The following is a 25,161-nucleotide window of genomic DNA, read 5'->3' as shown; positions in this document are numbered from 1 at the left end:
CCCGGCCGCGAGCCAGGGCGAGCGGCGGCAGTGCGCGGCGACCCAGCGGGCAGCCTCCCGGCCGGTCGCCGTGCGCAGCGCGGCCGCGGGGGCGGTCGCCGGTCCCGCCGTCGTCGTCGTGGTCAGGACGGCACCACCATCGGCGTGCCGGCGACCGGGTCGGGCACCACGACGCAGGACAGGCCGAAGACCTTCTCGACCAGCTCGGCGGTGATCACCGCGGTGGGCTCGCCCTCGGCGACGACGGACCCGTCGGCCATCGCGATCACGTGGTCGCAGAAGCGGCAGGCGAGGTTGAGGTCGTGCAGGACGACCACGATCGTCTTGCCGGACTCGGCGTTCAGCTTGCGCAGCAGCCGCAGCAGCTCCACCTGGTGATTGATGTCCAGGTAGGTGGTGGGCTCGTCGAGGAGCAGCAGGTCGGTGTCCTGGGCGAGCGCCATCGCCACCCACACGCGCTGCCGCTGCCCGCCGGACAGCTGCCGGATCGGCCGGTCGACCAGGGCGGCGGTGCCGGTGGCCTCGAGGGCGCGGGTGACCGCGTCGTCGTCGCCGTCGGTCCAGCGGCGGAACCAGCCCTGGTGCGGGTAGCGTCCGCGCGAGACCAGGTCGGCGACGGTGATGCCGTCGGGGGCGACGGGCGTCTGCGGCAGCAGTCCGAGCGTCTTGGCGACCTCGTGCGTGCCCAGCTCGCTCATCGCCTTGCCGTCGAGGAAGACGGCGCCCGCCCGGGGCTTGAGCAGCCGGGCCAGGCCGCGCAGCAGCGTGGACTTGCCGCACGCGTTGGCCCCCACGATCGCGGTGACCTTGCCGTCGGGGATCCGGACGTCGAGGCCGGTCACGATCGGCTGGTCGTCGTATCCGAGGGTCACGCCCTCGGCGTGCAGTCGGGTCATCCACCCGCTCCTTGCCGGTTGGTGGTGGCCAGCAGCCACAGCAGGTAGGGCGCGCCGACCGCGCCGGTCACCACGCCGGTGGGCAGCGGCGTCGGCAACAGGTGGACGGCGACGAGGTCGGCGACGAGCACCAGCGTCGCGCCGACCAGCGCGGCGGGCACGATCCCGCCGGTGGCCGGGCCGAGCAGCCGGTTGGCGATCGGCCCGGCGACGAGCGCGACGAAGATCATCGGCCCGGCCACGGCGACGGCCAGCGCCGTCAGCACCACCGCGGTGGCGAGCAGCCCGGCGCGGCTGAGCTCGGTGCGGACGCCGAGCGCGCGGGCGGCGTCGTCGCCGAGTTCGAGCCCGCGCAACTGCCGCTGGAGCAGCAGCGCGACAGGCAGCAGCACGGCCACGGCGGCGAGCAGGAGCCGCAGCTCGGCGGCGTCGGCCTGGCCCACGGAGCCGGTCAGCCAGTGCATCGCCTGCTGGGCGTCGTTGAGCCGGGCCCGGGTCAGCATGTAGCCGATCAGCCCGTCGAAGAAGAGCGCGGCGCCGATGCCGATGAGGATGAACCGGTAGCCGGCCACGCCGTCGCGCCAGGCGAGCACGTACATGAGCAGGGCGGCGACGATCGCGCCGGCGAGCGCGAGTGCGCTCACGGCCAGGCCGCCGGCCTGCAGCAGCACGATCCCGGTGATGGCGGCGAGCCCGGCGCCCGAGTTGATGCCGACGAAGTCGGGCGAGGCGAGCGGGTTGCGCAGCAACTGCTGGAAGATCGTCCCGGCGGCGCCGAGGGCGAGGCCGACGGCCAGCGCCGCCGCCGCCGTGGGTAGCCGCAGCCCCCGCACGACGAAGTCGACGCTCGGGTCCTCGCGCAGGTGCAGCACCGAGGCGATGACCTCGCCCGCGGTGAGCTGGAAGCTGCCGACCATCATCGTGAGCACGAACAGCGCGCCGACGGCCACGGTCAGCGCGCACGTCACCACGAGCGCGCGGGCGTTCCTGCGGCGGCGGATGGCGCGGAAGGCGCCGGTGGTCGAGACGGTCGTGGTCGTGGTCATGTTCACGCCTCCGACATCCGGCCGTAGCGGACGATGGCCACGAACGCCGGCGCCCCGAGCACGCCGAGGACCACGCCGACCTGCAGCTCGTCGGGCGCCACCACCACCCGGCCGAGCACGTCGGCCAGCAGCAGCACGATGGGCGAGAGCAGCATGGAGTACGGCAGGATCCACCGGTAGTCAGGACCGCACAGGAACCGGGCGACGTGCGGGACGACCAGCCCGACGAAGACGATCGGCCCGCAGGCCGCCGTGGCGGCCCCGGCCAGCACGGCGACCACGGCGAACGCCGCCACCCGGGTCCGGGTGACGTGCTGGCCGAGGCCGCGGGCCAGGTCCTCGCCGAGCGCGAGCCCGTTGAGCGTGCGCCCGAACGCCAGCGACGCGATCAGGCCGAGGATGAGGAACGGCGCGACCCCGGCGAGGATCGGCGTGTAGCGGCCGGCGAGCGAGCCCACCTGCCAGAAGCGCAGCTCGTTGAGCGCGTCCACGTTGGTCATCACGACCCCGGTGGTGACGGAGGCCAGGCCCGCGGTGACGGCGGCTCCGGCCAGGGCGAGCTTGACCGGGGTGGCGCCCTCCCTGCCGAGCGACGCGATCGCGTACACGAGCACGAGGGCGGCGATCGCCCCGGCGAAGGCGAACCACACGTAGACGCCGGCGCCGCGCACGCCGAGCACCGTGATGGCGAAGACCACGCAGACGGCCGCGCCGGAGTTGATGCCCATGATCCCGGTGTCGGCCAGCGGGTTGCGGGTGACGCCCTGGAGGATGGCGCCGGCCACGCCGAGCGCGGCGCCCGCCAGGATGCCGATCAGCGTGCGGGGCACGCGCAGCTCCAGCGTCACCGTGCTGTTGAACGACGCGTCGGCGTCCATGCTGCCCAGCGCGCTCAGCACCTCGGGCAGGCCGATCGAGCGTGAGCCGAGCGTGATGCTGAGGAAGGCGATCAGGGCCAGGAGCACGCACAGCAGGGCGAGCCCCGGCCCGAGGGCCGAGGCTCGTCGTCCGAGAGAGGTCGAGCTGCTCATCGTCGGCGGTCAGTCGCCGATGTTCTCGTCCGCGGCCTTCACGGCCGCGGTCAGGCTCTCCAGCTCGGTGGCGAAGTCCTCGTACGTGTGCAGCCAGTACGCCGGCCACGACACGACGGCGCCCGCCTTGGCCGCCTTGACCTTGAACCAGGTGGGCTGCTTCTTGCCCCACTCCTCGTTGGAGGTCGGCTTGTAGCTGCGGCCGTCGTACAGCACGAGGTCGGGCTGGTACTTGTCGGCGTTCTCCCAGCTCAGGTTCTCCCAGTAGGGGAAGCCGGGGTCGGGGCTGTCGGGGTTGATCACCTTCAGGCCCCAGTTCTGGAAGTCCAGCAGCTCGGGCGCGTACTCGGGGTTGGCCACGTACAGCTTGTCGTCGGCGGGGAGCATGGCGGCCGCGGTGAGGCCGGGCTTGGCGGCGACGGCCTCCTTGAAGGCGGTCACCGCCTCCTCGAAGCGCTTCTTGTGCGCGACGATCTCCGGGGCGTCGACCTTGGCGCCGAGGCTCTTGGCCAGGTCCTCGTAGCCCTTGGCCAGGGCGACGATCGACTTGCCCTGGGCGACGCCGACGATGGGGGCGAGCTCGGTGAGCTTCTTGCTCTTCTCGTCGGCGCCTTCCTCCAGGCCGCTGTAGGCCTTCTCGGCGGGCCACCAGTCGCCGACGATGAGGTCGGGGCGCAGGGCCGCGGCCTTCTCGACGTCGATCTTGCCCCATTCCTCGCCGAGGATCTCGATACCGGTCAGGTCGAGGTCCTTGAGGTTCGCGTCGGTCTTGACCGATTCGTCGGCGTAGATGCCGACGGGCTTGAGGCCGAACGACATCAGCGCGGCCGCCTCGCCGGCGTGCGCGATGATCCGCGTCGGGGTCTTGTCGGCCTTGACGACCTTGCCGGACCCGTCGGTGAACTGCCAGGGACCGGCGGGCGCGGCGGAGGCCGCCGCCGTGCCGGTGCCCGCGGCGCTGCCGCCGGTCTCCGCGGAACCGCAACCTGCGAGCACGACGCTTAAAGCGGCGAATGCCAGGATCGGACGCCATGCGCGCATGGTGGTGCTTCCATTCTTGTGCCGGGATTCAACAGTTAGGCAAGGCTAACCATAGTTTGCCCACTTGGCTACCCGGTTGTGATCGGGCTCACGCGGCATCGAGGAGGATCTTCACCACGGCCTCGGGCGCGTCGCCCATGAGGTTGTGCCCGCCGTCCAGCGCGTACGCCTCCCAGGCGGGGTCCTCGGCCACCGCCGGTACACGGCGACTCGCCGGGCCAGCCCGCCGCGTGACCATCCCGCCGTAGCTGTGCCCGGCGAGCACGGCACCGGGTCACGCCGCGGCGGCGGGCTCCCGGGAGCGCAGGCGGGCCGCGGCCACGGCGAGGAGCGCGAGCGCGGCCAGCGCGAAGGCGATGTTCCCGGCGAGGTCGACGGCCGGGTCGGCGGGCACGGCCGGCGGCTGCGGGAAGCCGTGCCAGGCGTAGGTGAGCACGCCGCCCGCGGCCAGCGCGAACACCTGGGCGCGGCCCCAGCCCTCCCTCCTGGACCAGCGCGCCACCTGGGCGCAGACCACGGCGTAGACGGCGACGTTGACGGCCACGAGCGGCCACGCGGCGACCGTCCAGGCGGCCATCGCCGCACCCCAGAACACCGCCCCCGCCACCAGCGAGAAGCCGAGCACCGGCCACGGCCCCGGCGCCCGCCCCGGCGACGTGGCGGCCGGGCCCCGGCGGCGCAGGCCGAGCACGACCAGCAGCCCGGCCAGCACCACCACGCCCGCGAGCTGGGCCACGGACGGCTGGTACGGGGCCGGGTCGAACAGCGCGCTGGCCGCCGCCCCCAGCAGGAACAGCGCCCCCGCCGTCACCAGGCCCGGCAGCCGCAGCCACGGCTCCGAGGCCCTGGCGGGCACCAGGGCCTCCATCACCGCGATCGGCACGCAGATGCTGCCCACGGCGTGCACGCCGCCCAGCACGAACGTCACCCACCAGGCGCTCACCTCCAGACCCGGGATCCAGGCGTACGAGGCGAGGTCCATGCCGGCGTAGCCGGGGTTGAACAGGGACCGGGTGACCAGCCCCTCCTCCACGAGCCCGTAGGCGACGGCGAGCAGGACGATGCCCGGCCAGCCCGCCCCCCGGCGCCGGGCCAGCTCGCGGACGAGCAGCGCGCCGCCCCCGTACAGCGGGGCCAGCGTGATCAGCGCCACCAGCATGGTCACCGGCAGGTTGCCCAGCAGGAACTCGCCGATCAGCGGCGACAGGAAGAACAGCCCGAGCGCGGGCGCGATGCGTTTCACCATGCCTCCAGCCTCGCGAGAGGCGTGGTGCGGCCGGTAGTGACGTTCGTCAGAGCCAGCCCTTGGACTCCGCGGCGCGCGCCGCCTCGGCCCGGTTGCGGGCGCCGAGCTTGCCGATGGCCGACGACAGGTAGTTGCGCACGGTGCCGTCGGACAGGTGGAGGCGCCGGGCGATGTCGGCGATGGTGCCGCCCTCGGTGGCGGCGCGCAGCACGTCGCGTTCGCGGCCGGTGAGCGGGTTCGCGCCGGCGGAGAGGCTGGCGGCGGAGAGCTTGCGGTCGAACACCCGCTCCCCCGCGTGCACCCGCCGCACCGCGTCGGCCAGCTCCCCGGCCCTGGCGTCCTTGACCACGTAGCCGTCGACCCCGGCGTCCATCGCCCGGCGCAGGTAGCCGGGGCGGCCGAACGTCGTCAGGATGATCACGCGCACGCCGGTGAGCCCGGCCGCCGCGGTGAGGCCGTCGCAGCCGGGCATCTCGATGTCGAGCAGCACGACGTCCGGATCGAGCCGGGCCACCGCCCCGGCCACCTCGTCGCCCCGGCCCACCTGCCCGGCGACCTCGATGTCGGGCTCCAGGCCGAGCAGCGCCGCCAGCGCCTCGCGTACGAGATGCTGGTCGTCGGCCAGCAGGACGCGGATCACGCCCGCTCCGCCACGGGGACGCGGGCGCTCACCAGGAAGCCGCCGCCCTCGGCGGCGCCGCCGTACAGGGTGCCGCCCGCGACGTGGACGCGCTCGGCGAGGCCGCGCAGGCCGTTGCCGTGCGTGCCCGTGTGATCGGCGGGGCCGCGGCCGTCGTCGCGGACCTCCGCGTACGCCTCGCCGCCGGTCACGCCGAGGCGGATGCGGCAGCGGCGGGCGCCGCTGTGGCGGACGACGTTCGTGGTGGCCTCCCGGACGACCCAGGCGAGCACCGGCTCGGCGTCGGCGGGCAGCGGGTCGGCGGCCACCTCCAGCCGCACGCCCGCGGTGTCGAGCGCCCGGCGCGCGCCGTCCAGCTCGCCGGGCAGCGACAGCTCCCGGTAGCCCGCGATCGCCTCGCGCACCTCCGCCAGCGCCTGCCGGGACAGCTCCTCGACCTGCTCCATCTCGGCCCTGGCCCGGTCCGGGTCGGCGGTGGCGATCCTGGCCGCGAGCTGGCTCTTCACCGTCATCACGGCCAGGCTGTGGCCGAGGAGATCGTGCATGTCGCGGGCGAAGCGCAGCCGCTCGTTGTCCACGGCCAGCCGCTCGACCTCGGCCCCGGCCTTGCTCAGCGCCCGGTTGGCGGCGTTGAGCTGCAGGAAGGCGCGGATGGCGGCGGTGAACACCACGGCCTGCAGCGGCAGCCACCAGTATTCGGCCAGCGACTTGCCCAGCAGCGGCAGGGCGAGCGTGACGGCCGCGACCGTGGCCCCGGCCGCCACCGGCAGCGCCCGCGCGGGCAGCGCCGCGGCGACCGCGGTGATGAGGAAGTACGACGCCGCGAACACCCACATCTCGCCCAGCGCCACGGTCATCGCCGCGGCGACCACGTAGAGGAGGATCAGCGCGTACGGGGTGGCGTTGCGGTGCGGCCGGTCCAGTGCGGTCCACACGACCCGCAGGTAGAGCGCGACGAACCCCGCCAGCCCGGCGGCCACCAGCCCGATCGTGAGCCCCGGCGGGGAGGCCGCCAGGAACCCGGGCAGCGGCCACACCAGGACGACGAGGTAGACGGAGGTCCAGAGCCGGCCCTTCATGCGTTTCACACTATCCACCCCGGCCTCCCGCCCACCCCTGACGAATGTCACATAAGCGGCCGGCCTGGCTCACCCTCGGGGGCGGCTCACCCTCGGGGGGCGGCTCACCCTCGGGGGGCGGCTCGGCCTCGGGGGCGGCTCAGCCTCGGGGGGCGGCTCAGTCGAAGCCCATCAGGCCATCATGGTTGTAGATCACGATGCGCCCCGCCGCCGCCACCACCCGGCCGCCGCCGCGCGGCGTGAACTGGTGGGCGAACGTGACCTTCCCGGTCGCCGGGTCCACGATCTCCACCCCGTGCCCCAGCCCGAACAGCGTGCCGTCCGCCACGCCCATCGTCCGCGCCCGGTCAATCCGCACCTCGGCCTTGCGCGGCTCCAGCGTCCACAGCCGCTCCCCGGTGCGCAGGTCATGGCCGACGAACCGCTGCTCATGGTTGCGCGAGCCGTCCAGGACCGGCACCACGCCGCGCACCGGCGGGCCCACGTACTGCGACTTCCCCAGCGACTGGCTCCACAGCCGCTTGCCCGTCCGGGTGTCGAAGCCCCACATGTGCGGATTCGTACCGCCGCCCTCGCTCACGACCGCGATCGCGCCGCCGGTGATCACCTCGGTGGCCTCGGTGCCCTTCGGCAGGTCCGCCTGGTGCACGGGGGTGAGCTCCGGGCTCAGCACCGCCAGGCTGCGGACGGTGCCGTCCACGCCCTCGACATGCTTGAACGGGTCCGGCCTGACCAGCACCACCAGCCGCTCCCCCGCCCGCACCGGGCCCGCCACGGCCAGGTGCGACCTGCTCGTCCGCCGGTGCACCACCTTGCCCGAGACCAGATCGCGCCCGTACAGGTGCGGCCCGTCGGCGTAGTAGAAGACGCCGTCCAGGATCGCCCCCTGCGCCGGAGCCGGCAGGTAGAGGTGCGACGTCATGAACGCCCGCTGCCGCACCCTGACCCGCCACCGCTCCTCCCCCGTCGCGGTGTCCAGCGCCACGAACTGCGCCGGCCGCTCCACCCGGTTGTCCACCTCGGCACCCAGCGGGACCACCACCGTGCCGTCCTCGGCCACCGGCGCGCTCGCACCGCTCCAGCCCAGCTCCCGCCGCCACAACCGCTTGCCCGACGCGCCGTCGTAGCCGGTCAGCTCCCCCTCGGCGCCGCCCTTGATCTCCTTGCGCAACGCCACCACGCGCGTCCCGTCGGACACCAGGCCGTGATGCTGGGACGTCTCGTCGATCTGCTCGACCTTCCACACCGGGTTCAGCCCCACCCAGTGGTGCGAGGCGCCCCCTCCCCCGTCATCGGCGCCGGCCGTAGCCTCGACCGGCACCCGGCGCGGCCCCTCGGCCGGGCCGGGCTCCTTCGGCGAACCGGGCAGCACCCCGCAGCCCGACGAGAGCGCAAGACAGAGCACCGCGACGGCGCCCGTGATCCGGATGGAAATCATGAGTCCGAGATTCTCGTGTCGATCCCCGGCTGAGGCAACCGCTTCCCCAAGATCCACACCAGAACGGCAGGCGTGAGAACGTGGTGCCGTGGAGATCGTCGAGCGCGAACTCACCGCACCCTGGACCGGCTTCCTGGCCGAACCCGCGCCGGGCGCGACCGCCGGGGTCCTGGTGCTGGCCGGGTCCAGCGGGCGCGTGGAGACCGAGCGGTGCCGACTGCTGGCCGCGCACGGCCTCAGGGCGCTGTCCGTCCGATGGTTCGGCGGGCCGGGGCAGCCGCCCGGCATCTGCGAGATACCGCTGGAGACCTTCACGGCCGCCGTCGACCTGCTCGCGGAGGAGGGGACGCGACGGATCGGCGTCCTGGGCGTCTCCAAGGGGGCGGAGGCGGCGCTGCTGCTGTCCGTCGTCGAACCCCGGCTCGACGCCGTGATCGCCGTCTCCCCGACCTCGGTCGCGTGGGCGAACGTCGGGCCGGGGCCGGACGGCGTCACGGAGCCGTACCGGTCCTCGTGGACCTGGAAGGGCGAGCCGGTGCCGTACGTGACCTACGACGCCGGCCTCTGGCCCGAGCCCGCGGAGCCGGTGGCGTTCGCCGGCCTCTACGGCGGCAGCCGCGAGGGCTACGCGGAGGCCGCCATCAGGGTGGAGGCGGCCAGGGCGCGGCTGCTGCTGGTGGCGGGCGGCGACGACCGGATGTGGCCGTCCCTCCGCTTCGCTCGCGAGCTGGCCGCCCGGCGACCGGCCCTGGTGATCACCCACCCGGAGGCGGGGCACCGGCCCAGGTTCCCCGGCGAGCCCCCCGCCCCCGCCTCACCCGCCTACGCCTACGGCGGAACCCCAGAAGCGGACGCCGCCCTGGGCGCCCGCGCCTGGCCGCACCTCCTCACCCTGCTCGGGGGCGACACCTGACGCAGTCGGCCGAGCGGCACGGCGACCGTGCATCCCGCCGTAACCGTCGAGCGTGCCCCCGCTGGCCGCTCCGGGACTCCAGAGCGTGACGTGGCAGGCTGTTCGCCGTGCTGGGGCCCGCAGGAAGCTAGCCGGGTGGGACGGCGGCCAGGTTGAGTGCGCGGACGCCGCCGTCCACGGGCCAGGAGACGACGCCGCCGCCCTGCGACCACCGGCCGGCGCCGAACGACACGGTGGTGCCGGTGCGGGCGTCGTGGATCCGGCCGGCGCCGGTGATGAACCGGTCCCGGTACGGGTAGCCGGTCAGCCAGTCACGGTGGGTACGGCTCCAGGCTCCGTCGGTGCGCTGCACGAGCGCGTCCCCTCCCCGGTGGATGCCGGTGCACCAGGTGGGGCCGCAGCGCAGCCCTTCGGCTCCCGGTACGGGCCGGACCTCGATGACGCGCCGGGTCTCCAGGTTGACGACCTTCGTGGGGTTCGTACGGGCGTCGAGGGGTTCGTCGGTTGCCCACGGCCACTCAACGAGCTGCAGCCCCCTGCCCCCGGGCACCCGCTCGGGAGCGCCGCCGTCGAGGCCCGCCCGCCACACGCCGTCCAGCGGTGACGACCAGACGACGTGACGCGCGGTGAGCGCGAGCCGGTCGACGTGCTCTCCCCGGACCGCACCGACCCTCCTGGCCTTTCCGCCGGTGCGTACGGGGGCGACCCAGGCGTGTCCGTCGCCGGTCAGCCAGGCCACCCGTTCGGCGTCGGCGGCCCAGAGCCGGGGAGGCCGCGCGAGGGAGGCGACCGGCATCGACCGGCGGGCGGCTGCGTCGTGGATCTCCAGGGTCCCAGGCTCGGTCCAGACCAGCACCTTGGTGGCGGTGATCGCCTCCAGCGGGCGCGACCCCACCGGCAGGGTGAACACGGCCTGGGGCCACACCCGTTCGACCGCGTCGCGCGGTTGCGGGGGTGCGTCCGCGGGACGCGGAACCGGCCCGCCCCCACCCCAGCCCAGGACCGCCGCGCAGCCCACCACGCAGGCCGCGGCCAGCGTGCCCGCCGCGCGCCTGCGCCGCCGCGCGCGTCGCTTGGCGCGCACGCCGGTCAGGACGTCCCGGTCCTCGGCCCGGTCGGCGATCGTGCGCAGGGCCCCGGCCAGCTCGTCCTCGGTGATCATCGCCGCCTCCCGGTGAATGCTCGTGCCCGGACGCGCAGCGTGGCGAGCGCCCGCGAGGCCTGGCTGCGGACGGTCGCCGGCGAGATCCCGAGCCGCGCCGCGATCTCCTGGTCGGACAGGTCCTCGTGGTAGCGCAGCACCAGCACCGCACGCTGCCCGGCCGGCAGGGCCCGCAGCCGCTGCCAGATCTCGCCGAGCTCGGGCTCGTCCTCGTGGACGGGCGACGGCACCTCGGCCGTGAGGTGTTCCCGCCGCCGCCGGCGCCACCAGCTCACGTGCTGCCGCGCCATGATCGTCCGTACGTAGCCCTCGGGGTCGTCCTTGTTGCGCACCCGCCGCCAGGAGGAGCCCAGCTTGAGCAGGGCCTCCTGGACCAGGTCGGCCGCGTCGTCGGCGCTGCCGGTCAGCACCAGGCCGTAGCGCAGCAGCGCGTGGCTCCTGGCGCGGACGAACTCCTCGAACTCCACCACCCAGGGACGCGGCGGCGGGCGTCGTTGTTGCAAGAACTTCTGGACACCGCTCAACGCGTCCCTGGTCGGTTACGGGCGGACCAGTAGGACGTTGCCGAGGGAGCGCTGGCCGGCTGCGTCGGAGGGCCGGTTGACGATGCCGCCGGGGGTGACCATGACGCTGGAGCCGCCGCCGTCGAGGTTCATCGCCTCGCGGGCGCCGAGCAGCTTCATCAGCTCGGCCGTCTGCGCGATGCCGAGTCCTTCGCTGTAGCCCTCCTGGCGTCCGTCGACGACCACGAGCATGAGCCGGCCCCGGTCGTCCATGCCGATCATGGATCGGGGGTTGGCGCGTACCGTCCAGTTGTAGGTGAAGGTCTGGTCGGCGCCCTCGCGGACGAGGCCGTCGGCGGCGGCGTTCACGGAGACGCGGCCGTCGCGGACGAGCGTGGGGCCGACCTGGAGGATCGTGGTGTCGCGGGTGAGCGGCACCCGCCGGCCCCGGCTGTCCTCGACCCGCTCGCTCACCCGCAGCCGCTCGCCCGGCTTGACGTGGGCGAGCAGCCAGGCGGCGCTGTCGCCGATGGCCTGGACGGTGGACCCGCCGGCGGGGACGGCGGCGCCTCGGGAGGCGTTGACGGCGGTGACGGTGCCGCGCGCGTCGAGGACGGCCTCGGCGCCGGCGCCGGCGGGCGGGGTGCCCCATTCGGGGGTGAACAGGACCAGTTCGCTGTCGTCAGTGCACTTCAGGTCGTGCTGCGGCTTCTCGGTCGGCTGGTCGCCGCCCACGCCGCCACAGTTCCAGATCTCGCCCGGCACCCGGTTGACGCCGTCGATCTCGGCGCTCGTACGTCCGGCGCGCAGGGTGACGCGGGCCGTGTAGGCGTCCACGTCGACCGAGCGGCCGCCCCGGGTGATCTTGATGCCGCCCCGGCCCTGGGTGGCGGAGCCGATGAGCTTGCCGTCCTTGACGTACATGCCGCCGGGCGCGCTGTTGTAGAACCACTGCGCGTTGATCCCGGCCACCGCGCCCGCGGCGGCGGCGAGGTCGGTCAGCTTCTCGGTGCCGTTCAGCGACGGGCCGAAGTCGGTGCCGACCGTGCCGCCGAAGGCGCGGAAGTCGACGCGGAGCACGTGCACCTTCTGCGGCGCGCCGGGGTCGGCGCCGTCCTGCGCGGTGTAGCGGGTACCGCCGGCGAACCCGGCCGCGCGGAGCCGGGCGAGCTCCGCCGCCGCCTCCGCGCTCGTGGCGTGGCGGCCGACGCGGACGGTCCAGCCGAGCGTGCCCGCGGGGCGGTCGGCGTACGCGGGCGTGACGACCTCCTCGACGCGCGGCTCGTACCCCTTGCCGCGCACGGCGGCGGCGACCCGGTCGGCGATCTCGCGCGGGCCCAGGGCGGTGGCCGCCTTGTCGAGCGGCCCGTCGGCGGTGTGCGGCAGGTAGACGTGCACGGTCCAGAAGTCGTTCTCGTCCTTGGCCCCGAGCGACATCGACGTGAGCGTCACGCCGGGCGCCACGGTGGTGGTCACCGGCTGCGCGCTCAGCGGGAGCCGCCCGCCGAAGAAGGAGTCGGGCCGGGTGTCCGCCAGGGCGGGCGCGCTCGCGGTCAGCATGATCGCGGCGGCGGCCACGGCGGAGAGAGTGTTGCGGTGCATGTACGTCCTCGGTCCGGAACAAGATGGTGCCCGGGCAGTCAACGGCCCGCCCGTGACCCGGGACCGAACTCCGTGCGCTCGCGGCGCAGCGCCCAGGTGAACAACGCGGCCACGCCACGATCAGATAGTGCGGCTACGCCACGATCAGATAGTGCGGCTACGCCACAACCCCCTCCTCGGCACTGACCAGCTCGGCGATGGTGGCGAAGAACGCCGCGATGCCCGGCAGGTTGGCGCCCTTGGCGCGGGAGGCGGCATAGTCCCCGGGGGAGCGCCAGTCGACGACGTCCAGCCATTCGCCGCCGGGCAGGCGGATCAGGCGGGCGCCGAGGAAGCCGTCCCGGTCGGCGCGGAAGTCGGCCAGCATCGCGGGCCGCGCGGCCAGCATCTCCTCCTCCCGGTCGGGCGACACCTTGAAACGGGTGAGTTCGACGGTGATGCTCATGGGGGTGTCCTCCTGGATTCGACCGGTACGAAGAGGACCATATAGTCACTGTTTCTGATAGTCAAGATTAGTGACTATACAGGCGACCATGCCCGCGCCGACGAGCACCGCGGCCCCCGCCAGCGTGACCGGGTAGCCCACGGCGGCGGCCACCGTCAAGGTCACCGCCCCCACGCCGAACGCCACCACGGACCCCGCGCTCGACATGGCGCTGTAGTCCGCGCCCGCCGTCGCCGGGCGGGACAGCCGCATCGTCTCGGCCGAGACCACCGTGGCCGCCGCCGCGTAGGCGACCTTGAACAGCAGGATCGCGCCCCCGGTCAGCACCGGCCAGCCCGCCCCGCGAGCCGCGGGCAGCAGCGCCACCACGCTCACCAGCAGGGCCGCGCCCGACCCGGCCAGGCAGGCACGCGTGCCGAACCGCGCCACCAGGCCCCCGGCCAGCAGCGCGCCCGCGATCGCCACCGTGTCGCCGAGCAGGCTCGTGACCAGGCCGATCGACGACAGCGACCAGCCCGCGTCCACCAGCATGGGGCTGACCAGGGCGTACGCGGCGAAGATCCCGGCCAGGAAGCACGGCTGCACGAGCAGCGTCCACCGCGCCCTGCGGCGGTCGGCGAAGACGCCGAGCAGTGCCGCGTACCGTTCCCGCAGGCCGGGGCCCGCGGCGGGCGGCGGACCCTCGGCCAGCCGCAGGATCTGCACGGCCGGCAGCACGGTCAGCGCCGCCAGCGTGAGCAGCGCGCAGGCCCAGCCGAACTCGGCGTAGACGAGCAGGGAGACGCCGCCGCCGACGAGGCTGCCGACGTAGCCGCCGGCGACCTGGATGCCGTTCGCGATCCCGCGCTGCCCGGGGCGCAGCAGCCGGACCACCAGCGCGTCGACGGCGATGTCCTGGGTGGCCGAGAGCACCCCGGCGGCAGCGGCGGCGAACAGGACGAGGCCGAGGTCGTCGACCGGGTCGAGGGCGACCAGCGTCAGCAGGGTCAAGGCCAGCGCCGGCTGGAGCACCAGCAGCCAGGACCGGTAGTGCCCCCGGCGGGCCGAGCCGAACCGGTCCACCAGCGGCGCCCACAGCATCCGCAGCGCGGTCAGCATCCACACGGCCTGCAGCAGCCCCAGCGCCTCCAGGCCGGCGCCGCGCTCGCGCAGGATCGAGGCGAGGGCGGTGCCGAAGAAGGCGGTGCCGAGGAACTGCGTGGTGTAGAGCGCCGCCAGCAGCGGGTATCCGGCCCGTGGTGTCTCTGCCCCTGACATGCGGCACATTCTGGGCGCGCCACCGCCCGGCGATGGCGGCATATGTCCTCAATCCTGGGCGTTAGGTCCGGTAAAGGGGACGCCGGGCAGAGGAGAAGCGTGAACCGCCGTGTCGTCATCGTCGGCTATCCCGACGTCGAACTGCTCGACGTGGCCTCGCCCGGCGACGCGTTCGCCTCGGCCAACCGGGCGGGCGCGCGGCCCCCGTACACGGTCGAGCTCGCCACCGTCGCGGCGGCCACCATCCGCAGCTCGTGCGGGATCACACTGGTCGCGCAGCGGGAGCTGGAGCGGGTCACCGGCCCGGTCGACACGCTGATCGTCGCGGGCGGGCACGGGCACGTGGCCGCCCGCGAGGACCCGCGCCTGGTGGACGAGGTCCGCAGGATCGCGCGCGGCAGCAGGCGCGTCGTGTCGATCTGCACCGGCGTCTCGGTGCTCGCCGCCGCCGGGCTCCTCGACGGCAGGCGGGTGGCCACCCACTGGCGGCACGCCGCCGAGATCGCCGCGCGCTTCCCGGCCGTCACCTTCGACCCGGTGCCGCTGTACATCTCCGACGGCCGGCTGCACACCTCGGCCGGGGTGACCAGCGGGCTCGACCTCAGCCTCAGCCTCATCGCCGACGACCACGGCCCGACGCTGGCCAGGAAGGTCGCCCAGACGCTGGTCACGTACCTGCACCGGCCGGGCGACCAGGCGCAGATCAGCATGTTCCTGTCCACCTCGCCGCCCGGCAACCGGGTGGTGCGGGACCTGGTCGCGTACATCACCGGGAACCTGGACGCCGACCTGTCGGCGGCGGCGCTCGCCGCCCGCGCCGGGATCAGCGTGCGGCACCTGCGCAGGCTGTTCACCGGGCAGCTCGGCACCACGCCCGGCCGGTACGTGCGCGCGGCGCGCACCGAGGCGGTCGCGCACCTGCTGGTCTCCAGCGACCTGCCGCTGGACACGATCGCCCGGCGCTGCGGGTTCGGCTCGACCGAGACGCTGCGCGAGGCCTTCCGCGACCGGTACGGGACCAGCCCCGCGCGCGGGCGGCAGGCCGCCGGGCGCTGACGGGACGCGTATCGCGGAAATCCGGCCAGGGACGGCGACGGGCGGCGCGCCGGGGGTCAGGATGCGGGTATGGCTACCGAGAAGACGATCGCGTTCGTGCTCTACCCCGGCTGCACCATCCTCGACCTGGTGGGCCCGCTCCAGGTGCTCTCCACGCTCGCGGCGATCCGCCCGGAGTTCCGGGTGGTCGTGGTCGCCGAACGGCTGGACACCGTCGAGACCGACACCCCGCTCCAGGTACGCGCCGGGCACACGTTCGAGCAGGTGCCCGCGCCGGACGTGCTCGTGCTGCCCGGCGGCGAGGAGGCGACGATGCGCGCCACCGCCGACGAGACCCTGCTCGCCTACGTGCGCGCCGCCGCCGCGACCGCCCGGCCGGTGGTCTCGGTGTGCACCGGCTCGTTCATCCTCGGCGCGGCGGGGCTGCTCGACGGGCGGCGGGCCACCTCGCACTGGTCGATGGTGGACGCGCTGGCGGAGTTCGGCGCCGTGCCGACCCGCGAGCGGTGGGTGGCCGACGAACCCGTGCTCACGGCCGCCGGCGTCTCGGCCGGCATCGACATGGCGCTGCACCTGGTCGGCGAGCTGGCCGGCCCGGAGACGGCGCGGGCCGTGCAGTTCGCCATCGAGTACGACCCGGAGCCGCCGCAGGGCACGCTGGACTGGGACCAGGCGCCCCGAGCGGCCTACTCCTTCGTCACCCGCAAGTGGGTGCGCGACGCGCTCGGCGAGACCCCGTTCGCCGACCGGCTGATCGCGCGCCTGGGCGACGGCGGCTGAGCTCCCGGCTCAGCCGATCCCGCCGACGATCTCGGCGACCCGGCCCGGCTGCGACAGGAACGGCGAGTGCGAGGCGTCGAGCCACACCGTGGCGGTCGGGTTGTCCGGGAACGCGGCATCCGCCTCCGCCACGAACTTGTGCTGCAACGGCGGCCTGATCGTCATGTCGCGCGCGCAGCCGACGTACGTGCGCGGCACCGAGCCCCAGCCCTGCCGGGTCAGCGTCGTGGCGCCGAGCGCGATCCCGGCCGGGGCGTCGGGCGTCATCAGCGCGATCGCCGCGTCGGCGGCCTCCGGGTCGAGGTCGCCGTAGAACGTCTCACGGAGCTGCTGCCGGTAGGCGTCGTCGGAGGAGGCCACGTCCAGCCGCAGCGCCCCGACCGCCGCCGGGTCGGCCCGCACCGACGGTCCGATGAGCTCGCCCTCGTTCTCCGGCATCAGGGCGTAGTCGAACGCGGGCACCCCGGAGGCGGGCATGAACGCGGCCAGGTACACCGCGTGCGCCACCAGCTCGGGGGCCTGCTCGGCGGCCCTGGTGAGCACCGTGCCGCCCATGCTGTGCGCCACGACCGTCACCGGGCCGCCGCGCCCGAGCCGCTTGAGCTGCGCGACCAGGTGCTCGCCCGCCTCGTCCAGAGTCACCCCCGCCACCGGCGACGGCTCCGTCGCCAGGGATGCGGGGTCGAACGGGCGGCCGGTGACCGACCGGGGCCGCCGGGCGCGCAGCCCGTGCCCCGGCAGGTCGACCGCCAGGGCCGGGCGGCCCGTCTCGGCCACGCGGGCCAGGACCTCGCTCCAGCACCAGGTGCCGTGCCAGAAACCGTGAACGAACAGCAGCGGAGTGCGCATCGATGCTCCTCGGCGTCAGGAATGTGTGCCGCTAGGGGAGACGGCCGCCCGCCTGCGTCTGTGACTGAGGCCAGGCGTGTCCTGGCTCACACCGGGCGGTGATGCTATGACGATCACATGACTGTCCGTCAGGCCACCCCCGCCGACGCCGAGGCGATCGCCGGCATCCACGTACGCTCCTGGCAGGCGGCCTACCGGGGCCTGATGCCGCAGGACCATCTCGACGGCCTGGACCCCGCCGCCCGCCTCCCGATGTGGCGGCGCCTGCTGGGCGAGACCGCCTGGCCGAGGAGCGGGATCCTGGTGGCCGAGGACGACGGCGGCGTCACCGGCTTCACCGGCTTCGGGCCGGCCCGCGACCCGGATCAGGACCCGGCGTCCGTGGCCGAGATCACCACCCTCTACCTGGCGCCCGAGGCGTGGGGGCGCGGGATCGGCGGCGCGCTCCTGGGCGCGGCCGTGGACGCGCTGGCTGGGGCCGGCTACGGGCTGGCCACCCTCTGGGTGCTCGACACCAACGCGCGTGCCAGGCGCTTCTACGAGTCGCTCGGCTGGCGCGGCGACGGGACGGTCAAGCCCGACGACCTGCGGGGCTTCCCGCTCACCGAGGTCCGCTACGCGCTCGCGCTGCGCACGTGAGCACGACGCCGCCGAACGGGGCACCCTCCCCACGCCGGTGAGCCGCAGGGTCGTACGTCTACGCGGTCAGGGGCGTGCGGGTACGCGGTCAGGGCGTGCGTCTATGCGGTGAGGCCGGACTCCAGGCGGGCCAGGGCGCGGTCGACCTCGGCGGGGGCGTCCATGCCGGCGTCGTGGGCCCACTCCAGCCAGATCAGCGCCACGACGCCGAACACTGCGCCGACGGCGTCGCGGACGCGCGGGTCGCCGGCGTCGCAGCCGGCCTTGGCGGCCACCAGGTCGCGGACCTCGCCGACCAGGCCGGGGCTCCTGCGCAGGTTGGCCACCAGCAGCTCGGGCACGGTGGCGGCGAACACCTCGCGCGCGTGCCCGGCGGCGAGCTCCTCGGCGGTCAGCTCGGCGAACGCCTCGCGGAACGCGCCGCGCAGCACGGTGAGCGGCGGGCCGGGCGGCTGCGCGGCCAGGGCCTCGACGAGCGGCGGGAACCGGTCGAGCGTGACCAGGTGCTCCTTCGTCGGGAAGTAGCGGAAGAAGGTCGCGGGCGAGATCTCGGCGGCGTCGGCGATCTGCTCGACGGTGGTGGCGCCGTAGCCGCGCTCGCGGAACAGCCGGAACGCCTCGCGCAGGATCGCCTCCCTGGTCTTGGCCTTCTTGCGCTCGCGGAGCCCGCCGTCAGTCATGCGTCCGACTTTACCGCGCCCCCAAATGATAGTCTCCTCTCAAACAAGAGTGGACTATCGAAATCTGGAGGCCCGGCATGGGCGACGTCAACGGCCTGCACCACGTGGGGCACATCGTGCGCGACATGGACGAGGCGATGGAGCGCTACCGGCGGCTGGGCTTCACGGTCGCCGAGCCCGCCTACCCCGAACTGCCGGGCATGGCCGAGCCGGTCGGCGTGGTCAACACCCACGTGTACTTCCCGGGCGGCTTCGTCGAGCTGGTGTCCGCCGGTCGCGTGCCCGCCGGGGCGCGACCGATCCCGCTGCGGGTGCCCGACGACAAGCTGCCGGGCCTGACGGCCGCCGTCCGCGCGACGGCCGCGAACATCGCCGCCTTCCTCCGGCGCTTCCAGGGCCTGCACATCGTGATCGCCGACACGCCGGACATCGACGCCGTCGCCGCGCGGCTGACGGCGGCCGGGGTCGGCCACGGCGGCGTGCACGCCGTCCAGCGGCCCGTCGAGACCGCCGCCGGGACCCGGATGGAGCCCGCCCGCTACCTGGAGCTCTCCCACCCCGGCCTGCCCGCGGGGCGCGTGCCGGAAGGCCGGGTCGGCTTCGCCCAGAACGCGCCGGTCGGCGACGAGCGGCACCCCGAGCACGCCAACGGCGCGACCGCCCTGACCGGGTGCCTCCTGCACGTCGCCGCCCCGGACCTGGCCGAGGTCCGCCGCCGCTACGCCACCTACTTCGGCCCCGCCGCACAGGCCACCGCACAGGACACCGCGCAGCCCATTGGACCGGACACCACGCGGGGCACCGCTCAGGGCACCGCGCCGGACCGCGCGGGCGTCACCGTCATGTCGGCGCCGGAGTCCGGCGGGGCGCCGCCCGCCCTGCCGGGGTTCGCCGGCTTCACGGTGTCCGTACGCGACCTCGACGCCACCGTGCGGCACCTGGGCGGCAACGGCGTCGCGTTCACCCGGACCGGCCGGCAGGCGGCCGTGCCCGTCCTGGGCACGACGATCGTCTTCCGTCAGGAGGCCGGCTGACGCGCCCTCAGACCACGCAGCCGTCGTGGTGCGGGTCCGGAAGCACGACCGCGCTCTCCGCTATCCGGCGATAAGTCGGGCACTGGGTGAAGTCGTCGGCCGTGCACCGCATCAGGTGCTCGATCAGCGCCTTGGACGCCGAGATCTCCTGGAGCCGCCGTTCGAGCTCGGCGTGGTGCCGCTGGAGGAGGGCGTGGCGTTCCGCCTGGCCGGTGACGCCGAGGATCTCCCGGATCTGCTCCAGGCTCATGCCCGCCGCCTTCGCCCGGATGATCGTCATCACGTGGATCAGGTGGTCCTGGGTGTAGCGCCGCCGCCCGTTGACCCGGGCGGCGGGCGCGATCAGCCCCATCGCCTCCCAGTGCCGCAGGACGTGGGGAGCGAGGTCGAACCGCTCGGCCAGCTCCCCGATCTGCATCCACTCGCTCGACTTCATGTTCACATTAACTTGCAGAACCGTGCCCGGAGTCAAGTGGCCAACTATGCAACCGATCGGTCGTTAATATAGTTTTGGCCGCATGACGAACGACGACAGGCGGGCGCCGCACTTCAGGTCCCGCTGGATCACCGGCCCGGCGAGCGGCAGCCCAGGCCCGCTGGTGGCGGCCCTGACCGACTACCGGGCGCGGCGGCTGCTCGACCTGCCCGGCATCGCCCGCCGCGCCCGGTCGCTGAGCCGCCTGTGGCCGGGCCTGACGGGCGCGGTCGGCATGTGGCTCTGGGCCGACGTGCCCAGCCGCCGGGTCGGCTCCCTGTCGGTGTGGCGCAGCGAGGAGGATCTGCGGGCGTTCGTCCGGGTCCCGGAGCACGTGCGGATCATGCGCGACTACCGCCACCGGGGCACGCTGGACTCCCGCACCTGGCAGGTCGACACCCTCGACCGGGCCGCCCTGTGGCGGGTGATGACCGAGTGAGCCGCGCCCCGAACGGATCGCCCGATTCTTCGTAGAGTGGGATCATGCAGCCCCTGCCGATGATGACCCCGGCCACGGTGGACGTGCTCGAGGCCCTGATGGCCGACCTGACGGAGCGCTGGGGGCTGGAGATCATCAAGGAGGCGGGGCAGCGGCCGGGCACCGGCTACGTCATCCTCGACCGGCTGGAGCGCAGCGGCTGGGTGACCTCCGCATGGGAGTCCGAGCCGCGCGGAGGCGGGCCGCGCCGCCGCCTCTACCGGCTGGAGGGACACGCACTGCCGGCCGCGCGCCGCCTCGTCGCCGCCCGGCACCCGGCCGGCGACACCCTGCCCCAGCCGGGGTTCTGACATGCACGCGCTGGCCCGGGGGCTCGTCGTCGCAGCAGCCGCGATCCTGCCGGGCAGGGCACGCCGCGAGCGCTACCGCGAGCAGTGGCTCGCCGACGCCGAAGGGGCGGCGGAGGCGGGATTCAGCCCGGTGTCGGTGGCCGTGGGCGCCGTCAGGGCCGCGCTGCTGATGAACCTCACCGGGCGCGCGGTCGTGCTGCTCGGGCTCGTGGCCGTGCTGGTCGTCGGCGGCATCCGGCTGGCGACGAGTTCGCCCGCGGTGCTTCCCGGCGTCGCGATCGCCCTGACGGGGCTGGTGCTGCCGGTGGTGCTGCTCGTCGCCCGCAGGCTCCGCGAGCGCGGCCGGGACGACGCCCCCGCCGCGCGGCCGTGGACGTTCTCGGCTCCCGCGATCGACGGCGACCGGCTCGTCGTGCTGGTCGTCGCGGCCGTCGTGGCGGCCCTGGTCGTCATCCTGCTCGGCCAGTCGCTCAGGTGAGGCCGCCCCGGCCGCTCCCCCGCTCCCGTACGACGGCCGCCGAGGCGGGGATCCGCGCCCAGACCAGCGTCCCGCAGTAGCAGCGTGACACCCGGTCCGCCATCGAGGACCCGGACGGGCACTGGTGGGTGCGGAGCGGATGGCGGCGCTGGAGGCCACCCTCACCTCCACGGGGGAGCCGCCTCCTCTCACGGGGGGAGGCGGGCCGGGGGCGGCGCGGACACGATGGCTGCCATGAGCGTCACATCCGCGTCCCGCCCGTCCGCGCCCGCCCGGCTCACCGTCTGGGCCGGCCGGGCGATGATCCTGATCGCCGCCGCGCACACCCTGGTGTTCGCCCGGCTCGCCCCCTGGTCGAGCTGGTTCGCCGGGGAGCTGCGCGACCGTTCCGCCGGGAGCGAGTCCCTGGTCACGTTCTGGGCGCTGCCCGGCGGCTTCGTCGTGGTGCTCGTGCTGCTGGGGCTCCTGGTGGCGCGGGCCGGGCGGCAGGGGCACACCGTGCCCGCGTACGTCGGCTGGGCCGTCCTGGCCTGGGGGGCGTTCGCCGTCGCGCTGCTCGGGCCGAGCGGCTTCCTCACGTCGGTCGTTCCCGCCGGGCTGCTGATCGCGGCCGATGTGATCGCCAGGCGGGCCGCCCGCCCCGGGCTCAGGAGGGCGGGAGCGGGCGGCGCATCGGCGTGAGCAGGCCCGACAGCGACACCAGCACGCATCCCGCGCCGGCGACCACGGTCACGGTGGCGACGCCGTACTCCGCCGCGCCGAGCGTGAGGAGCGCGGCGCCGGCCGGGCCCAGCACGTAGTGGACCGTCCAGAAGGCGGCGGTGACCCGGCCCAGCAGGTGGCCGGGCGTCACCTCCTGGCGGAACGACTGCGAGCAGATCCCGGCCACGGCCGTGCCGAGCACGAACAGCGCCATCAGCACCGCCACCGCGGGCACGCCCGTGGCCGGCCCGACGCCGCCCATCGCCAGCCCGGACAGCGTGGTGGCGCTCACCCAGGTGTTGCCGAACCCGATCGCCTTGCGGATGCGGCCGATGAGCGGCGCGCCCACGATGGCGCCGACGGCCGCGCAGGCCAGGACCAGGCCGACGGCGTCGTCGTTCTGCCCGAGGTCGTGCTTGAGGTGGTAGATGAGCACGTCGTCCACGCCCGCCGTCAGGAAGATGAAGAACGTCAGCAGGATCGTCAGCGAGCGCATCACCGGGTGCCGCCACAGGAACCTGGCGCCTTCGAGCAGGCCGCCCCGGTCCGCCGGCGCCGCCGCCGGGCGCAGCCGGATCAGCATGAGGCCGAGCGCGGACACCACGAACGTCACGGCGTCCACGCCGATCGCGACCACCGGCCCGTACGCCTGGGAGATCACCCCGACCAGCGCCGGGCCGCCGATGCCGCCGACCGCGTAGATGGCGTACAGGCGGCCGTTGGCCTGGGTGATCTGGTCGGGTTCGACCAGGCTGGGCACCACGGCCACGTAGGCGACCTGGAAGACCATGCCCAGCGCCGCCCCGAGCGGGACGATCACGTACAGGAGCCAGATCTGCGGGCCGGCCATCCACACGAGCGGGATGGCGGCGTAGAGGGCGGCGCGGGCCAGGTCGCAGCCGATCAGCAGGCGGCGGCGGTCCAGCCGGTCGACCAGGTGGCCGGCGAACACCCCCGTCACCAGCGAGGCCGCGCCGGACAGCCCGGTCAGCAGGCCCATCTGCACGACGGAGCCGGTCGCGTGCAGGACCAGCAGCGGGACGGCCACCGTCGAGAACGAGTCGCCGGCCACCGACAGCGCCTGGACCGCCAGGAAGATGTTGAAGTTGCGGTTGCGGAAGAGGTTCATCGGCTGCCGATCCTGCCGGATCACCGCCCCGCGCCCGCCGCCGGGGCCGCCGGGTCAGCGGGCGAACGGGTTCCCGCCCGACGCGACCGCCTCGAACAGCGCGCTCCCGTACGTGTCGTACAGGTGCCGTTGCAGGGCCGGGCCGAACGTCACCCTGGCGACGCCCAGCCCGGCCAGCTCCGCCGGTGAAAGCGCGCCGCCCCCGTAGGCGACGTTCACCGGCCCGGGAATGCCCTTCGTCAGCGCCCGGATCACCTCGGGGTCGCCGGCGCCGATCGGGTAGACGCAGTCGGCCCCGGCCTCCAGATAGCGGGCGGCCCGGTCGAGCGCGGCGGCGAGCTGCGCCTCCGGCGGCCCGGACCGGCGCAGGAACACGTCGATGCGCGCGTTGACGACCAGGTCCGCGCCGATCGACGCCGCCGCCTCGCGGACCGCGGCCAGGAAGCCGGCCTGCTCGGCGGCGTCGACGAGCTCACCGGTGGCGGGGTCGGAGTCCTCCAGGTTCAGCCCGGCCGCGCCGGTGGCGGCGAACCGCTCGGCCAGCTCGGCGGGGGCGAGCCCGTAGCCGCGCTCGAAGTCGACGGTCACCGGCACGTCCACCGCCCGGACGATCCGCGCGGCGGCGGCCAGCACCTCGCCGACGGGGGCCGCCTCGCCGTCGTCGTAGCCGAGCACCGCGGCGGTGGCGGCGCTGCTGGTGGCCACGGCCGGGAACCCGGCCGCCACCGCCAGCCGGGCCGAGGCCGCGTCCCAGGCGTTGGGCAGCACCAGCGGCGCGCCGGGCACGTGCAGCGTGCGGAGTGTGGAAGCGTCACGGTTCACGGGTTCCTCCGGGGTCGTCATCGAACGGTCTCCGGCCTGGGCACGGAGGTCGGGGCGGTCCGCCCGCGCGGCATGCCGAGGGCGGTGAGCAGCCCGGCGAGGGCGAGCGCGGTGACCGCGCCCATCGCCGCCGCGAACCCGGCGCCGAACTCCCCGGGCGAGGCGTATCCGCCGGTCGCGGCGAAGACCGCGACCGAGACGGCGACGCCGAACACCCCGCCGAAGATCCGCAGCGTCATGAACGCGCCGGACGCCTGGCCGATCTCGTGCGGCAGCACCGCGCCGACCGCCGCCTTCTGCGCGGCGGGCATGGCCATGGTCAGCCCGGCCCCGCTGGTGATCAGCGCGGGCAGCAGTTCGAGGTAGCCGGCGCCGGGCCCGGCGGCGAGGGCGATCCAGCCCATGCTCACGCTCTGCAGCAGCAGCCCGCCTGCCACGAACGTCCGCTCGCCCACCCTGTCGGCCAGCCGCCCGGCGATCGGCGCGCACACCATGAGCGTCGCCGTCCACGGCATGAGCCGCAGCCCCGCTCCGAGCGGCCCGTCGCCGTGCACGATCTGGAAGTACTGGGCGAGGAAGAACATCGTGCCGTAGAGCGAGGCGAAGACCAGGAAGTTGGCCGAGGCGGCGGTGGCGAACGCGCGCAGCCGGAAGAACCGCATGGGCAGCATCGGCGCCTCCGCACGCCGTTCCCAGGCCACGAAGGCGATCAGCAGCGCGACGCCGAGCAGCAGCGTGCCCAGCACCTCGGCGCTCCCCCAGCCCGCCGCGTTCCCGCGCACCAGCCCCCACACGACGCCGAGCGCGCCGAGCGTCACCAGGGCGACGCCGCCCAGGTCGAGCCGGTTGCGCGGGCCCGTGCTCTCCTCGACGCGGCGGACGGTGAGCGCGATCGCGGCCAGCCCGATCGGCAGGTTCAGCCAGAAGATCCACTGCCAGGCGAGCCCTTCGGCGACGACCCCGCCGACGAACGGCCCGCTGAACGTGGCCAGGCCGGTGAGGCCGAGGTACAGCCCCATCGCCCGGCCCCGCCGCTCCGGCGGGAACGCCACGGTGATCAGCGTGAGCGACAGCGGCAGCACCATCGCGCCGCCCGCTCCCTGGAGCGCCCGCGCCGCGATCAGCGTGCCGATGTCCGGCGACAGCGCGCACGCCGCCGACGCCGCCGTGAACACGGCCAGCCCGGTGACGAACACCCGCCGCCGCCCGAACCGGTCCCCCAGCGCCGCCCCCGTCAGCAGCAGGACGGCGAACGTCAGGCTGTAGGCGTTGACCGTCCATTCGAGCGACTCGATCGAGGCCGCCAAATCCTGCCGGATCGTGCCCAGCGCGGTGGTCACGACCAGGCTGTCCAGGGCCATCATGAACGACGCCAGCGAGGCCAGGCCCAGCACCCATGCCTGTCCGGGCGTCATCCGCCCTCCGTCGA

28 protein-coding genes are annotated in these 25,161 nt (G+C 74.5%); 9 read left to right on the top strand and 19 right to left on the bottom strand.

Going from position 1 to position 25,161, the window contains the following annotated elements:
* Window positions 1–122: 122 nt before the first annotated feature.
* The 8 genes from ACWDXC_RS08555 to ACWDXC_RS08520 form a co-directional block, all read right to left on the bottom strand.
* Window positions 123–896, bottom strand: coding sequence for an ABC transporter ATP-binding protein (locus tag ACWDXC_RS08555; protein ID WP_219510630.1), 774 nt, complete (start codon window positions 894–896; stop codon window positions 123–125).
* A complete protein-coding gene (locus ACWDXC_RS08550; protein WP_449979562.1) occupies window positions 893–1,942 on the bottom strand; it encodes a FecCD family ABC transporter permease in 1,050 nt (349 codons plus the stop codon). Before ACWDXC_RS08550 ends, ACWDXC_RS08555 begins: the two co-directional genes overlap by 4 nt.
* A gap of 2 nt (window positions 1,943–1,944) precedes the next feature.
* The gene (locus tag ACWDXC_RS08545; protein WP_449979559.1) at window positions 1,945–2,973 is read right to left on the bottom strand and encodes a FecCD family ABC transporter permease; all 1,029 of its coding nucleotides are present in this window, start codon (window positions 2,971–2,973) and stop codon (window positions 1,945–1,947) included.
* 9 nt (window positions 2,974–2,982) lie between these two features.
* The gene (locus ACWDXC_RS08540) at window positions 2,983–4,014 is read right to left on the bottom strand and encodes an ABC transporter substrate-binding protein (RefSeq protein WP_449979556.1); all 1,032 of its coding nucleotides are present in this window, start codon (window positions 4,012–4,014) and stop codon (window positions 2,983–2,985) included.
* A gap of 274 nt (window positions 4,015–4,288) precedes the next feature.
* Window positions 4,289–5,260, bottom strand: coding sequence for a hypothetical protein (locus tag ACWDXC_RS08535; protein WP_449979554.1), 972 nt, complete (start codon window positions 5,258–5,260; stop codon window positions 4,289–4,291).
* Between the two features lie 46 nt (window positions 5,261–5,306).
* Window positions 5,307–5,900: a response regulator transcription factor gene (locus tag ACWDXC_RS08530; RefSeq protein ID WP_219510621.1), complete on the bottom strand. Its 594-nt coding sequence runs from the start codon at window positions 5,898–5,900 to the stop codon at window positions 5,307–5,309.
* The gene (locus ACWDXC_RS08525; protein ID WP_449979552.1) at window positions 5,897–6,979 is read right to left on the bottom strand and encodes a sensor histidine kinase; all 1,083 of its coding nucleotides are present in this window, start codon (window positions 6,977–6,979) and stop codon (window positions 5,897–5,899) included. Before ACWDXC_RS08525 ends, ACWDXC_RS08530 begins: the two co-directional genes overlap by 4 nt.
* Window positions 6,980–7,136: 157 nt before the next feature.
* Window positions 7,137–8,417, bottom strand: coding sequence for an outer membrane protein assembly factor BamB family protein (locus ACWDXC_RS08520; RefSeq protein ID WP_449979549.1), 1,281 nt, complete (start codon window positions 8,415–8,417; stop codon window positions 7,137–7,139).
* Window positions 8,418–8,505: 88 nt separating this feature from the next.
* Here ACWDXC_RS08520 and ACWDXC_RS08515 point away from each other — a divergent pair, with 88 nt between their 5' ends.
* A complete protein-coding gene (locus ACWDXC_RS08515) occupies window positions 8,506–9,330 on the top strand; it encodes an acyl-CoA thioester hydrolase/BAAT C-terminal domain-containing protein (RefSeq protein ID WP_449979546.1) in 825 nt (274 codons plus the stop codon).
* A 127-nt stretch (window positions 9,331–9,457) separates the two neighbouring features.
* On the opposite strand, the gene ACWDXC_RS08510 is transcribed toward ACWDXC_RS08515, so the two are convergent.
* The 5 genes from ACWDXC_RS08510 to ACWDXC_RS08490 form a co-directional block, all read right to left on the bottom strand.
* Complete coding sequence (locus ACWDXC_RS08510; protein ID WP_449979543.1) at window positions 9,458–10,492, bottom strand: hypothetical protein; 1,035 nt, start codon at window positions 10,490–10,492, stop codon at window positions 9,458–9,460.
* Complete coding sequence (locus ACWDXC_RS08505; RefSeq protein ID WP_449979540.1) at window positions 10,489–10,995, bottom strand: SigE family RNA polymerase sigma factor; 507 nt, start codon at window positions 10,993–10,995, stop codon at window positions 10,489–10,491. The genes ACWDXC_RS08510 and ACWDXC_RS08505 overlap by 4 nt, the downstream gene beginning before the upstream one ends.
* A gap of 36 nt (window positions 10,996–11,031) precedes the next feature.
* On the bottom strand, window positions 11,032–12,597 hold the full coding sequence (locus ACWDXC_RS08500) for a phosphodiester glycosidase family protein (RefSeq protein WP_449979537.1): 1,566 nt from the start codon (window positions 12,595–12,597) through the stop codon (window positions 11,032–11,034).
* A 157-nt stretch (window positions 12,598–12,754) separates the two neighbouring features.
* Entirely contained in the window at window positions 12,755–13,042 is a 288-nt protein-coding gene (locus tag ACWDXC_RS08495; protein WP_449979535.1) for an antibiotic biosynthesis monooxygenase, read from the bottom strand.
* A 45-nt stretch (window positions 13,043–13,087) separates the two neighbouring features.
* On the bottom strand, window positions 13,088–14,299 hold the full coding sequence (locus ACWDXC_RS08490) for an MFS transporter (RefSeq protein WP_449979532.1): 1,212 nt from the start codon (window positions 14,297–14,299) through the stop codon (window positions 13,088–13,090).
* Between the two features lie 99 nt (window positions 14,300–14,398).
* Between ACWDXC_RS08490 and ACWDXC_RS08485 the strand changes: the two genes are divergently transcribed.
* Both ACWDXC_RS08485 and ACWDXC_RS08480 read left to right on the top strand, forming a co-directional pair.
* Complete coding sequence (locus ACWDXC_RS08485; protein ID WP_449979529.1) at window positions 14,399–15,355, top strand: GlxA family transcriptional regulator; 957 nt, start codon at window positions 14,399–14,401, stop codon at window positions 15,353–15,355.
* A gap of 69 nt (window positions 15,356–15,424) precedes the next feature.
* Window positions 15,425–16,135: a DJ-1/PfpI family protein gene (locus tag ACWDXC_RS08480; protein WP_449979527.1), complete on the top strand. Its 711-nt coding sequence runs from the start codon at window positions 15,425–15,427 to the stop codon at window positions 16,133–16,135.
* Between the two features lie 9 nt (window positions 16,136–16,144).
* On the opposite strand, the gene ACWDXC_RS08475 is transcribed toward ACWDXC_RS08480, so the two are convergent.
* Window positions 16,145–16,984 (bottom strand): alpha/beta fold hydrolase, encoded by an 840-nt coding sequence (locus tag ACWDXC_RS08475; RefSeq protein ID WP_449979525.1) that lies wholly within the window; start codon window positions 16,982–16,984, stop codon window positions 16,145–16,147.
* Between the two features lie 117 nt (window positions 16,985–17,101).
* Here ACWDXC_RS08475 and ACWDXC_RS08470 point away from each other — a divergent pair, with 117 nt between their 5' ends.
* Window positions 17,102–17,623, top strand: coding sequence for an N-acetyltransferase family protein (locus tag ACWDXC_RS08470; protein WP_449979523.1), 522 nt, complete (start codon window positions 17,102–17,104; stop codon window positions 17,621–17,623).
* A 101-nt stretch (window positions 17,624–17,724) separates the two neighbouring features.
* Here ACWDXC_RS08470 and ACWDXC_RS08465 read toward each other — a convergent pair whose 3' ends face one another.
* Complete coding sequence (locus ACWDXC_RS08465; RefSeq protein WP_219510609.1) at window positions 17,725–18,303, bottom strand: TetR family transcriptional regulator; 579 nt, start codon at window positions 18,301–18,303, stop codon at window positions 17,725–17,727.
* Between the two features lie 77 nt (window positions 18,304–18,380).
* Between ACWDXC_RS08465 and ACWDXC_RS08460 the strand changes: the two genes are divergently transcribed.
* Window positions 18,381–19,337: a VOC family protein gene (locus tag ACWDXC_RS08460; RefSeq protein ID WP_449979519.1), complete on the top strand. Its 957-nt coding sequence runs from the start codon at window positions 18,381–18,383 to the stop codon at window positions 19,335–19,337.
* 7 nt (window positions 19,338–19,344) lie between these two features.
* On the opposite strand, the gene ACWDXC_RS08455 is transcribed toward ACWDXC_RS08460, so the two are convergent.
* Window positions 19,345–19,773 (bottom strand): helix-turn-helix domain-containing protein, encoded by a 429-nt coding sequence (locus ACWDXC_RS08455; protein WP_246646204.1) that lies wholly within the window; start codon window positions 19,771–19,773, stop codon window positions 19,345–19,347.
* An 82-nt stretch (window positions 19,774–19,855) separates the two neighbouring features.
* On the opposite strand from ACWDXC_RS08455, the gene ACWDXC_RS08450 reads away from it, so the two are divergent.
* From ACWDXC_RS08450 to ACWDXC_RS08435, 4 genes are all read left to right on the top strand, one after another.
* Window positions 19,856–20,251 (top strand): hypothetical protein, encoded by a 396-nt coding sequence (locus ACWDXC_RS08450; protein ID WP_449979515.1) that lies wholly within the window; start codon window positions 19,856–19,858, stop codon window positions 20,249–20,251.
* A 44-nt stretch (window positions 20,252–20,295) separates the two neighbouring features.
* Window positions 20,296–20,601 carry a PadR family transcriptional regulator gene (locus tag ACWDXC_RS08445; protein WP_449979512.1) on the top strand — a complete coding sequence of 102 codons (306 nt, stop codon included), beginning with the start codon at window positions 20,296–20,298 and terminating at the stop codon, window positions 20,599–20,601.
* Between the two features lies 1 nt (window position 20,602).
* Window positions 20,603–21,079 carry a hypothetical protein gene (locus ACWDXC_RS08440; RefSeq protein ID WP_449979509.1) on the top strand — a complete coding sequence of 159 codons (477 nt, stop codon included), beginning with the start codon at window positions 20,603–20,605 and terminating at the stop codon, window positions 21,077–21,079.
* Between the two features lie 234 nt (window positions 21,080–21,313).
* Window positions 21,314–21,760 carry a DUF6463 family protein gene (locus ACWDXC_RS08435; protein ID WP_449979506.1) on the top strand — a complete coding sequence of 149 codons (447 nt, stop codon included), beginning with the start codon at window positions 21,314–21,316 and terminating at the stop codon, window positions 21,758–21,760.
* Here ACWDXC_RS08435 and ACWDXC_RS08430 read toward each other — a convergent pair.
* Genes ACWDXC_RS08430 through ACWDXC_RS08420 form a run of 3 tightly spaced genes read right to left on the bottom strand, consistent with a single transcriptional unit; the run spans window position 21,726 to window position 25,147 of the window.
* Window positions 21,726–22,910 carry an MFS transporter gene (locus tag ACWDXC_RS08430; RefSeq protein ID WP_449979503.1) on the bottom strand — a complete coding sequence of 395 codons (1,185 nt, stop codon included), beginning with the start codon at window positions 22,908–22,910 and terminating at the stop codon, window positions 21,726–21,728. The genes ACWDXC_RS08435 and ACWDXC_RS08430 overlap by 35 nt on opposite strands.
* Before the next feature lie 54 nt (window positions 22,911–22,964).
* Window positions 22,965–23,732, bottom strand: a complete 768-nt coding sequence (locus ACWDXC_RS08425) for an isocitrate lyase/PEP mutase family protein (RefSeq protein WP_449979501.1) — start codon at window positions 23,730–23,732, stop codon at window positions 22,965–22,967.
* 17 nt (window positions 23,733–23,749) lie between these two features.
* Complete coding sequence (locus ACWDXC_RS08420) at window positions 23,750–25,147, bottom strand: DHA2 family efflux MFS transporter permease subunit (protein ID WP_449979499.1); 1,398 nt, start codon at window positions 25,145–25,147, stop codon at window positions 23,750–23,752.
* Window positions 25,148–25,161: the final 14 nt, after the last annotated feature.

Source organism: Nonomuraea sp. NPDC003214, from assembly GCF_053590035.1.
The sequence above is the reverse complement of the archived record's forward strand: the minus strand, read 5'-3'. Positions and strand labels throughout refer to the sequence as shown.